The following is an 11,254-nucleotide window of genomic DNA, read 5'->3' on the forward strand; positions in this document are numbered from 1 at the left end:
ATGAGAAGGTGCGTACTCTCCCCGATGACGTCCCACTGCCCGGACTTCCCGCGGCGACCGTCCCACCGGTCGCCGGTCCTCGCCGTGTGCGTCGCGAGTGCTCGCCTTTCCGACCCGCAGTAGCCGCCAACCCGCGAGGAATCGCGGATTCCCGACAACGGCTGGAAACGTATGAACACCTCTCACATCTCCCTCTCCCCTACCCGACGATCTCTCACCCCCCGCATCGCGCGGATCGCTCTCGCTGCTCTGGTCGCTGCGATCCTCGTCTTCGCAGGTCTGCTTCACGCCGCCCCGGCGCACGCCGCTACCTCGGTGCAGGTACGGCCGGGGTCCATCTCGACCGTCACCGTCCCCGGACCCTCTCTGCGTGACGCCCAGATCTCGACCACCACGAGCCTCCGCTCCCTGCCGTCCCGCGGTGGCGGCGTGTACACGTCCGCCCAGCTCCGAGGGAGCGCAGCCGGCGCCTACGTGGTGCAGGCGCGCACCGATCCCGACGGCACCGTCAAGATCGCGATCAAGCGGAACAACGGAACGGGGCGGTCGCTGACGCAGACCACCCTGTCGCAGCACCTCACGCTGCCGCAGAAGATCCGCGCCGGTCAGAAGCTCTCCCTCTCGCTCAGGGTGGAGGGCAGCGCCGACGTCAAGATCACGGCGACGGCGAAGATCGACGGCTCCGCGTCCCGGACTCTCTCGGCCAAGGATTCGTCGTCGTCCCGGATCCGTCCGGAGGGCACGGGCTCCGTCGCCTTCTACACCTCCAAGCAGTCGCCGAGCGTAGAAGCAACCGTGGTCGGGTCGTCGATCGCGTCCCTGCAGGCTCCTTCGACACCCGCCCCGCTGCCCCGTCCCGTGCCCACGACGCCCACCGCTCCCAGCGCACCGCCGGCTCCGGTACCCGCTCCGGCGCCCGCGCCTGCTCCGGCGCCCGCGCCTGCTCCGGCGCCCGCGCCTGCTCCGGCACCGCCCGTGACGGACTCGGGGTTCCCCACGGCCGCCACCACCGGGGTTCCCGCCGGCGTCAGGCTGACCGTCCACCAGGGAGACCTGGTCGTCACGCAGCCCAACACCGTCATCGACGGTCTCGAGGTGCGCGGCATCATCGACATCAAGGCGCCGGGGGTCGTCATCAAGAACTCCCGGATCGTCGGAGGGTCGACCGCGCGCAGCATCGGACTCGTCACGAACGTGAACTCCGGTCAACCGTTCACGATCCAGGACTCCGAGATCTACGCGGCGTCACCCGATCCCGCGTGGAACGGCATCGTCGGCTCCAATTTCACGGCGACGCGCATGGACATCCACGACGTCGTCGACCCTGTCCGCGTTCTCGGGAACAAGGCGGTCGTCCGGGACTCCTGGCTGCACGACAACTCCCACTGGGAGAAGGATCCCCTCCGCGGCGGAACCCCGTCACACGACGACTCCGTGCAGATCGAGGGCGGAGCCTCCATCCTCCTCGAGGGGAACCGCATGGAAGGAGCGACGAACGCCGCGGTGCAGATCACGCAGAACTCGTCGGTCGCGAAGCTGGGTTCGATCACGATCCGCGACAACTATCTGCAGGGCGGAGGCTGCACGATCAACGTGGGTTCGACGGCCGGCAACAATCCGCCCGTGATCGACGGGAACGTGTTCGGCCCCGATCGGATCCACTCGGGGTGCGCGATCGTCGCGCCGCAGTCGAGTGCCCCGATCCTCTCGTCGAACATCTGGGAGGTCGGCTCCAAGCCGCTCACCCGTTTCACCGTCGGCTGAGACGGACGCGGCCCGAGACAGAGACGAGGGCCCCGGAACCTGGACGACCGCAGGGCGGCAGTTCAGGCTCCGGGGCCCTCGTCTCGTTGTCAGAGCTGCTCGACGGTCGCTCCGCGAAGGCGGTTCCGCGTGTCGAAGACCGGTGCTCCGCTCGCCTCGAGCGCCTGGTAGTCGATCTCGTCATGATCGGTGATCAGCACGATGAGGTCGTAGGAGGCGAAATCGACCGCGCCGGGATCGATGCGCTCGACGGTGCGCGGCCACTGGTGGTCCTCGACGTGCGCATCGACGGCGTGCACGACCGCGGACTGATCCTGCAGCAACTCGACCAGCGGCAGGGCAGGGGACTCCCGGATGTCGCCGGTGTTCTTCTTGTAGGCGAGTCCGAGCAGCAACACCCGGGCACCGTTGAGAGCGCTGCCCTCGGCGTTCAACCGTCGACTGACGCGCTGCAGCACGTACTCCGGCATGTGATCGTTGACGTCGTTGGCGAGCTCGACGAAGCGGAAGCTCTTGCCGAGCTTGCGGCGGACCTGCCATGAGAGGTAGCTCGGGTCGACGGGCAGGCAGTGGCCGCCCACCCCGGGGCCAGGGGTGAACTTCATGAAGCCGAACGGCTTGGTCGCCGCGGCGTCGATCGACTCCCAGACGTTCACGCCGAGAGCGTGCGCGAAGACGGCGAGCTCGTTCACCAGCGCGATGTTCACGTGGCGGAAGGTGTTCTCCAGGAGCTTGGCCATCTCCGCCTCGCGCGGCGAGCTCACAGGCACGATCGTGTCGACGATCGCGGAGTAGAACCGGGAGACCTGGTCCAGGGACGCGGCATCGATGCCGGAGACGATCTTGGGAGTCTCCTGCAGACCCCAGGTCGGGTTGCCGGGATCGATCCGCTCGGGGCTGTAGCCGGCGAAGAAGTCGGTGCCGGCGGCGAGGCCCGATCCCTGCTCGAGAAGAGGGATCAGGAGCTCCTGGGTCGTGCCGGGGTAGGTCGTCGATTCGAGCACGACCAGCGCGCCGTTGCGGAGATGCGGTGCCAGCGATTCCGCCGCGCTCTCGATGAAGGAGAGGTCGGGGAGCGTCTCGCGCAGTGGCGTCGGCACGGTGATGATCGCGACGTCGAAGTCGGCCGCGTCGGCGTAGTCCGACGAGACGCGGTAGCGTCCCGAATCCAAGGCCGAGCGCAGTTCGTCGTCCGAGATGTCGTCGACGTGCGAGCGACCCGACCCGAGTGCTCCGACTCGGCGGAGATCGAGGTCGAGACCGACGACCTCGTGCCCCACGGCCACCGACCGCATCGCCACCGGCAACCCCACGTACCCCTGACCGATGACGACGACCTTCTTCGCCCCGTCTCTGTTCTCCTCCGTCATGTCTTTCCCCTTCATTTCTTGAACCAGATTCCCTTGACCGGTGTGCCGGAAGCCAGCGCGCGCGAGAGACTTCGAGCCTCCAACCCGCGTTCGCGATACGCCTCGATGATGCGCGTGGCGAGTTCGGGGCGGTCGACAGTCGGGGGCGAATCGCTCCGCCCTCCGTCGGCGAACCCCGCATACGAGTCGTGCGAGAGCAGGATGGCGCCTGCTTCGGCGCCGCGGAGCGACCGAGCGATGCGCTGCTCGGTCGTCGCCTCCCGTGAATCCCAGGCGGTCGGTCCCCACAGAACGGGCTCGACGCCGGCGGCCTTGACGGCCCGGAAACTCGAGAGCGACTGCAGGCCGTACGGGGGCCTGTACCAGCGCACTGCCACCTCGGCGAGATCTTCGAGTTCGGCCTTCGCCGCTGCCGTGCGCTCGCGCACCGCTCGGTACCCGAGCCGCGAGATCGGCCGATGATCGGGTCCGTGGAGCGCCACCTCATGACCGCCGCCGACGATCTCGGCGAGCAGGGAGCGGTGGGCGCGCGCCCGGTTCATCAGCACGAAGAACGTGGCGGTGGCTGACTGCTCACGCAGCACGTCCAGGATCCGCTCGGTGTGCGTCGGGTCCGGACCGTCGTCATAGGTGAGGACGAACTCGGGTCGGGCCGTCCGCACGCGGACGATCGACCCCAGGGGTCCGCCATGACTGCGCAGCCATCTCTTCGCCGCAGCAGACACGCGCGTCCTCATGCCGAGCTGCCCGGGCGCGAGTACGCCGAATACGTCTGACCGACGCTGGCGGAGATCATTCCGGCTCCGCGGTAGACCAGACGAAGACCGCGCGCGTCATGGCGCACCGAGCGGCTCAGTCGTCCGTACAGGTGGCGGCCGAAGCCCGCGACGACTCGCGCCGCGCCGCCCACGACGCCCTTCACCCGGATGAGGGCACGCCTCGAGGACCGAGGTTCGAGGCGCAGCTGCACGAGGACCGAGACGTTGCCGTGGCTGAAGGACCGCTTGAGAGCCCATGGTCTGGTCTGACGCTCGGGCTCCACCGCGTCTTCGGCGACGGATTCGTTGCACCAGACGAGGCGTGCGCCGGTCTTCTTCAGGCCCATGCTGAAGAGGGTGTCGGAGCCGCCCCCCAGGCCGATGCGCTGGTCGAAGCGCACGCCGCTGCGTCGCACCTGCGAGAGATCGAGCAGGAGGTTGCCGGTCGCCGCGACGGCGATCTCGGCGCCCGTCCGGCGCTGGGGGCGTCGGAAGAGCCCGCTCTCCAGCACCCAGGGGTCGGCATCGGGGTCGAAGAGCGATACGACTCGACCCATGACGGCAGCCGGACGGCCGGTGGTCGACCAGGTCTCGAGCAGCGAGGAGATCCACCCCTCGAGCGGGACCTCGTCGTCGTCGATGAACGAGAGCAGGCGGATGTCGGCGGACTCGTCGAGAGCTCGATTGCGGACGGCAGGGATCCCCGGCGTGGCCTCGGCCACGTAGCGCGTCCTCACCCCGTGGTAGCTGTCGTCCACGACGCCGCGGGCCGATTCGGCGGGATCGTTGTCGATCACGAGGATCGACGCGGACGACACCCGTCCGTCTGACGCGAGCGGCGCCACCTGCGCTCCGACGAGATCGAGCGTCCGGACCAGCCGGTCCGGTCGCTTGAAGGTCGGGATCGCGACCACGAGCGAGACGGGATCGCCGGTGGACGCCTGGTTGTCGTCGTGAACTGCGTGCATGTGGTTCCCCCTCGGAGCCGACGCGCGTGGATCAGTGGTGTGCGGGGAGTCGTTCGGACCAGGATCGTCGGTCGACGGCACGCCAGATCGCGTGATCGCGGGACGGTCCCATCGCCGTCGCCGCGGATGCGCCAGACGCAGCTGACATCCCCAGACCCCCAAAGTGCTCCCCGGGCGTGCCGTCCCCACGGACACGACCGAGGCTCAGCTTACACAACGCCGCGATCTTCGCCACCGGTCGCGTTCTTCCGGCTGCGGATCACCTTGGCCGGGCTTCCCGCCGCGATGCTGAAGTCCGGGATGTCCCTGGTGACGACGCTGCCGCTGCCGATCACGACACCTCGTCCGATCGTGACGCCCGATGTGATCGTCACTCCGCTGCCGATCCAGCAGTCATCGCCGATGACGACCTCGCCCCGCTCGACCCCCTGTGACTTGATCGGCGCCTCGGGGTCGGCGAAGACGTGGTTCTCGGAGTACACGCGTACACCCGGTCCGAGCATCACGTCGTCCCCGATCACGATGCTTCCGGAGCATCCGATGAAGCATCCGGTCGCGAAGCTCGACCGGTCGCCGACCCGCAGACCGACTCCAGCCTCCCCGCCGTAGTACGACGAGGGGCGGATCGCGGTGCCGGCTCCGATCGACACCTCGTCCCCGAACACGATGCCGTGCTGAGAGAGGCCCTGCAGCTCGACGCCGTCCTCGATCACGAGACGCCCGGAGTGCCGGATGTAGGACGGATTGGTGATGCGCACGCGGCGGCCGACGAAAAGTGGGCCGCTCGATTCTCCGAGGAAGGGCTTGCGCAGCATCCCGCGCACCGCCATCCCCGCCGCCCGGCGATACGCGCTCCACTTCGCCGCCTTCGCCTGGCGGTCGGTGAGGCCGGTGAACTCAGGCATGGGCTGCTCCGGTCGGGCGCAGCGATCGATGCCACCGGTAGACCGATGCGAGCAGGATCAGGGCGTTGACGGCGAAGAGCGCGGTGTAGAGCACGACGAACAACCACGGAACCCACAGCGTGGCGAAGACGAGGATCAGTAGTCCGTAGTCGGCGGGAAGGACGAGGAGCGCGTAGAGCGGGGACGTGCGGAAGGCGGCCTTCGATGTGGTACCTCCGGCGCCGGTGCGTCGGATGAGGTCGGTGAGGATGACGCCGAAGAAGAAGACCGAGCCCACCACCTGGAACCCGAGCGGCACGAGCAGCAGCGCTGCGTCGATATCGAAGAAGCGCCACCAGCACACGAGAACCGCGAGGTGGATCGTCGCCATCTTGGTGGCGTCCACCATGTGGTCCAGCCACTCGCCGCGCGCCGATCCTCCGCCGCGAAGGCGCGCCAGCTGTCCGTCGGCGGAGTCCAGCGCGTAGCCGAGCACGAGCAGGGCAACCACGAGCAGCGATGATGCGAACGTCGGCGGCACCAGTGCGACGACGGCGATCCCGGCGAAGGTGAACAGGGCGCTGACGGCGGTCACCTGATCGGGCGTGCGCCCCCACGAGAAGGCGATCGCTGCGAAGACGCGGCCGATGGGTCGATTGACGAAGCGGGAGTAGGCCGGAGCCCCAGAGCTGGACTTCTGCGCTGCGCGGAGGGAGGCGAGTGTCTCTCGCACCCGTGGCGTCGGCTGGGACATGAATCCTCCGGTCGTATGTGAACGGGGACGTCTGATCGCTGACAGACCGCGATGGGCGTCGATCGGTTTCGACCTCCCCGCGGCCGATCCCCGCCGGTGACGCGCGGTTGCACTGACTTTAGCCGACGCGTCGACGGTTCGTCTCGCAGGCGGTAAAGTTTGCCGAACGCCGCGGCGCTGAGACGTCCGGGATGCAGGGGAGGGGACCCATTGACTCGCACGCGCAAGATCCTGATCATCTCGGCGATCGCCGTCATCGTCGTCGCGCTCGCCGTGATCATCTGGCTCGTGAGCGTCTCCTCGCAGTCCTCCGACGACGCATCTCCGGCGCCCACGATCTCCGTGCCGCCGACCCCCAGCGTGTTTCCCACGCCGACTCCGGGCGCGACAGACGGCGAGCCGTCGGACGAAGGGCCTGTCGAGGTGGGCATCGATGACGTCGCCACCGTCGTGACGGGCGTCACCGCCGAGGTCGTCTCGATGGAGTCCTTCGAGTCGTCGAGCGAGCAGCCGGGTGATCTCGCCGGACCCGCCCTGCGCGTGCTCGTGCGTGTGACCAACGCGACGGATTCACCGCTCGATCTCGGCGGTGCGGCGGTCAACCTGGCCTCCGGGGCGGACGGCGCCCCCGCCCCGCCGTTGGGCGACACGGTCGCGAACGGCCTGCCGTCGACACTGGCGCCGGGGGAGAGCGCCGAGGGAGAGTATTCGTTCTCCCTCCCTCTTGACGCGCGGGGGGATGTCGCCATTACCCTTGATCTGTTAACTGGCGAGCCGCTCGCCGTCTTCCGAGGAGCAGCCCCCGCCAGTTGACGGACTGGGGTATCTGGGGAACTCGTCCTCGCGGACGTGCTGATTCATTGGGGAATGAATTATGGCTGTGCAATCGGGGTTCTTTGCGCGCGCTCGCGTCTTCCGACGCGGAATGATCACGACGGTCGTCGTGTCGGCGATCATCGCCGGCGGTCTCGCCGCGGTGCCGTCCGCGGCCTCCGCCGACACCGTGCCGACCGATCCGCGCACGCCGGGGACCGTCACGTCCGATGCCCTGCCGACGGTGCAGATCAACGGCGCAGCCTGGGATCAGGTGATCGTCGGGGACACCGTCTTCGCGGCCGGCACCTTCTCCACGGCTCGACCGGCCGGAGCCGCCGCGGGCGTCGACGAGGTGACGAGGAACAATGTCCTCGCCTACGACGTGCGAACGGGCGCTCTGCTCCGCTTCGCTCCGAACGTCAACGGGCAGATCAACTCGATCGCCGCCTCGCCGGACGGCACGCGGCTCTACATCGGCGGGGACTTCACCGAGGTCGACGGACAGGTGCGCAACCGGGTGGCGGCGTTCGACCTGCCCTCGGGCGCTCTCGTGTCTTCGTGGTCCCCGAGTGTCAATGCGTCGGTGCGCGGCATCGCGGCAACCGACACGAACGTCTACTTCACCGGCAACTTCGGCCGGGTCGCGAGCAACGACCGTGTGCGTGCTGCGGGGGTCACCGCGGCCGGCGACCTGCTCCCCTGGGCGCCGGAGCTCAACAACCGCGGCAATGACATCGTCGTCTCGGCGGACGGTCAGAAGATCGCCATCGCGGGTCACTTCACCACGGTCAACGGATCGTCTAATCCGGGTTACGGCATGGCTCTGGTCGATGCCGGGACGGGTGGGCTCCTGCCGTTCGCAGCGAACGGCGTCGTGCGCAACGGCGGGGAGAACGGAGCCATCTGGTCGCTGAGCACCGACGGCACCGACATCTACGGAACGGGCTACACATTCGGGCGTGACGGGGGAAACCTCGAGGGGATCTTCAAGAGCGATTGGGCCAGCGGAGGTCTCACCTGGGTCGAGGACTGCCATGGCGACACCTACAGCGCCTATGCGACGCCTGATGTCGTCTACGGCGCCGGCCACGCCCACTACTGCGAGAGCGTCGTCGGCGGCTTCCCGCAGAGCGACCCGTGGACGCACTATCGCGGCATCGCGTTCGCGAATGCCGCCGAACGAGCGACTCCTGACGGGCTGGCGCTGGGTTACTTCAACTGGGTCGGCAATCCCGCTCCTCGGATGCTGCACTGGTACCCGACCTTCGATACGGGGGAGGTCAGCGGCGCCACCCAGGGTCCGTGGAGCGTCACGGGCAATGCGGACTACCTCGTGATGGCGGGAGAGTTCACGCGAGTGAACAACCAACCGCAGCAAGGGCTGGTGCGCTTCGCCACGACCGACAAGGCCCCGAACTCCGACGGGCCCCGCCTGAGCGGCAGCAACTGGGTTCCCACCGTGACGCCGGTGGCGTCGGGCGCGGTGCAGATCACCTGGCCGCTCAACTGGGACCGCGACAACGAGTACCTGCAGTACAAGGTGATCCGTGACGGTGTGAACGCGTCGCCGATCCACACGGTCACGGCGCGGTCGAAGTCCGCCGACTGGGGGCTGCCCGGTATGTCGTTCGTCGACGGGGGCGTGGACCCGGGGAGCACTCACACCTACCGCCTGAGGGCGGAGGACGCGAAGGGCAACGTCGCCTGGAGCTCGACCGTCACGGCCACCGCGGGCACGACCGGATCCACGGGCGCGTCATCGTACTCGCAGGCGGTGCTCGCCGACGTTCCGCTGCATTACTGGCCCCTCAACGACACGGGCACGACCTCGTACGACTGGGCCGGCGACAGCAACCTGACGGTGCGCGCCGGGGTGACCCGAGGGGTCGACGGCGCGCTGACCCCCTCGACGATTCCCGCCTCGCGCTTCAACGGGACGAACACCGGATACGCCGGCACGGTGAAGCCGACGCGCGCTCCGCTCTCGTTCAGCGTGGAAGCGTGGTTCAAGACGACCACGACGGCCGGAGGACGGATCGTCGGCTTCGGCAGTCAGAGCACGGGCACCTCCACGTCCAACGACCGGCTCGTGTACATGGACACCGCGGGGCGAGTGAACTTCGGCGTGTATCCCAACGAGCGGCGCGTGCTCACATCCTCCAAGGCCTACAACGACGGTTCTTGGCATCATGTCGTCGCGACCCTCGATCCGGTCGCCGGCATGTCCTTCTACGTCGACGGCGTCCGAGTCGGCCAGCGTACCGACTCGATCTCGGCGCAGATCTACAACGGCTACTGGCGTGTGGGCGGCGACGCCACGTGGTCCGGAGCCCAGTACTTCGCCGGCTCGATCGACGAGGTCGCGATCTACGGCGCGCCGCTCAGCGCGACTCGGATCGCCCAGCACTATGCGGCCGCCGGGCGGACACCTGAGTCGTCGACGCCGCCGTCCGATGCATACGGCGCCGCCGTCGTGGCGGCCAGCCCCACGCTGTACTGGCGGCTGGCCGAGACGTCAGGCACCGTCGCGCAGGATTCGTCGGGAGCGGGGCAGCGCGGAACCTTCGTCGGAGCCCACACGAAGGGGCAGGTCGGAGCTCTTCACGGCAACGCGAACACGGCCGTGACGTTCGGCGGGGGACAACTGATCGGACAGACCCCGTTCGTGAATCCGACCACGTACTCCACTGAGGCCTGGTTCAAGACGACGTCGACCGCGGGCGGCAAGATCATCGGCTTCGGAAACAGCGCGACCGGCAACTCGTCGTCATACGACCGGCACGTCTACATGACCAACACGGGGCAGCTCGTCTTCGGCGCATCGAGCGGAGGTCAGGTTCGACTCACCTCGGCCGGCGCGTACAACAACGGTCAGTGGCATCACGTCGTCGCGACGCAGAGTGCCGCCGGTATGCGGCTCTACGTCGACGGCGAGCTGGTCGGCTCCAACGCGACGAAGACCGCGGGCAACTACACCGGGTACTGGCACGTGGGCGGCGATGTCTCCTGGGGCCCTGGCGGCAACGCGTTCGCGGGAACCATCGACGATGTCGCCGTCTATCCATCGGCCATCGCTGCGACGGTCGTCGGCGATCACTACACGCTGGGACGCACGGGTTCGACCGTGAACAAGCTGCCCGCATCCGTGTTCTCGTCGCAGGTGACGAAGATGCAGGTCTCGGTGGACGGTTCCGGATCCACGGACCCTGATGGCTCCATCGTGTCGTACGACTGGAACTGGGGCGACGCGAGCGCACACGGTTCGGGCGCGACGGCGGCGCACACGTACGCGGCGCCTGGAACGTACACGGTCACGCTGACCGTGACGGACGATCGAGGCGGGACGGCCGTCTCGACGTCTTCGGTGACCGCAGTGGCGAATACGGCGCCTACCGCGTCGTTCACCCCGACGATGTCTCCGCTGAAGGTGACGGTCGACGGGTCGGGATCCTCGGATGCTGACGGGTCGATCGCGTCCTACGACTGGGACTGGGGCGACGGCAGTGCGCACGGGTCGGGTGCGGCGGCGAGCCACACGTACGCGGTGGCCGGCACCTACACCGTCACGTTGACGGTGACCGACAACGACGGCGCGGTCGGGTCGAAGACGGAATCGCTGGCGATAACCGTCGGCACCGGGATCCTCGCGGCGGACGCGTTCGACCGAAGCGTCGCGAACGGGCTCGGCAGCGCCGATCCCGGAGGTGCCTGGACGCTGGCGAACACCGCCTCGAGCTACGGCGCGGACGGCTCAGGTGTCTTCCGGCTCTCCGCCGGCGGGGCGCTGCGGACGGCGTATCTGACCGATGTGTCGTCGGCTTCGACCGAGCTGTCGGTGGATGCGACCTTCGACGCGGTCCCGACCGGGGGGAGTGTGTTCGCTCAGGCGATCGTGCGCCGCATCGGAGGCGACGATTACAGGGCCCGGGTCTCCGTGAGT

Annotated in this window: 8 protein-coding genes; 3 read left to right on the plus strand and 5 right to left on the minus strand. The window is 68.3% G+C overall.

Annotated elements, in window-relative coordinates; translation table 11 throughout:
* Positions 1-171: 171 nt before the first annotated feature.
* Positions 172-1,764 (plus strand): hypothetical protein, encoded by a 1,593-nt coding sequence (locus RAC81_RS16325; protein ID WP_375083338.1) that lies wholly within the window; start codon positions 172-174, stop codon positions 1,762-1,764.
* A gap of 89 nt (positions 1,765-1,853) precedes the next feature.
* On the opposite strand, the gene RAC81_RS16330 is transcribed toward RAC81_RS16325, so the two are convergent.
* The 5 genes from RAC81_RS16330 to RAC81_RS16350 form a co-directional block, all read right to left on the minus strand.
* Entirely contained in the window at positions 1,854-3,134 is a 1,281-nt protein-coding gene (locus RAC81_RS16330; RefSeq protein ID WP_375083339.1) for a nucleotide sugar dehydrogenase, read from the minus strand.
* An 11-nt stretch (positions 3,135-3,145) separates the two neighbouring features.
* Positions 3,146-3,871 (minus strand): polysaccharide deacetylase family protein, encoded by a 726-nt coding sequence (locus RAC81_RS16335; RefSeq protein WP_375083340.1) that lies wholly within the window; start codon positions 3,869-3,871, stop codon positions 3,146-3,148.
* The gene (locus RAC81_RS16340; protein ID WP_375083341.1) at positions 3,868-4,860 is read right to left on the minus strand and encodes a glycosyltransferase family 2 protein; all 993 of its coding nucleotides are present in this window, start codon (positions 4,858-4,860) and stop codon (positions 3,868-3,870) included. The genes RAC81_RS16335 and RAC81_RS16340 overlap by 4 nt, the downstream gene beginning before the upstream one ends.
* Positions 4,861-5,069: 209 nt before the next feature.
* Positions 5,070-5,765, minus strand: a complete 696-nt coding sequence (locus RAC81_RS16345; protein ID WP_375083342.1) for an acyltransferase — start codon at positions 5,763-5,765, stop codon at positions 5,070-5,072.
* A complete protein-coding gene (locus RAC81_RS16350) occupies positions 5,758-6,498 on the minus strand; it encodes a CDP-alcohol phosphatidyltransferase family protein (protein WP_375083343.1) in 741 nt (246 codons plus the stop codon). Before RAC81_RS16350 ends, RAC81_RS16345 begins: the two co-directional genes overlap by 8 nt.
* Before the next feature lie 210 nt (positions 6,499-6,708).
* Between RAC81_RS16350 and RAC81_RS16355 the strand changes: the two genes are divergently transcribed.
* Both RAC81_RS16355 and RAC81_RS16360 read left to right on the plus strand, forming a co-directional pair.
* A complete protein-coding gene (locus RAC81_RS16355; protein WP_375083344.1) occupies positions 6,709-7,311 on the plus strand; it encodes a hypothetical protein in 603 nt (200 codons plus the stop codon).
* A gap of 112 nt (positions 7,312-7,423) precedes the next feature.
* On the plus strand, positions 7,424-11,254 hold a 3,831-nt coding region (locus tag RAC81_RS16360; protein ID WP_375083345.1), incomplete at its 3' end, for a LamG-like jellyroll fold domain-containing protein.

The sequence above is a fragment of the Microbacterium sp. CR_7 genome, assembly GCF_041954755.1.
Lineage (GTDB): Bacteria > Actinomycetota > Actinomycetes > Actinomycetales > Microbacteriaceae > Microbacterium.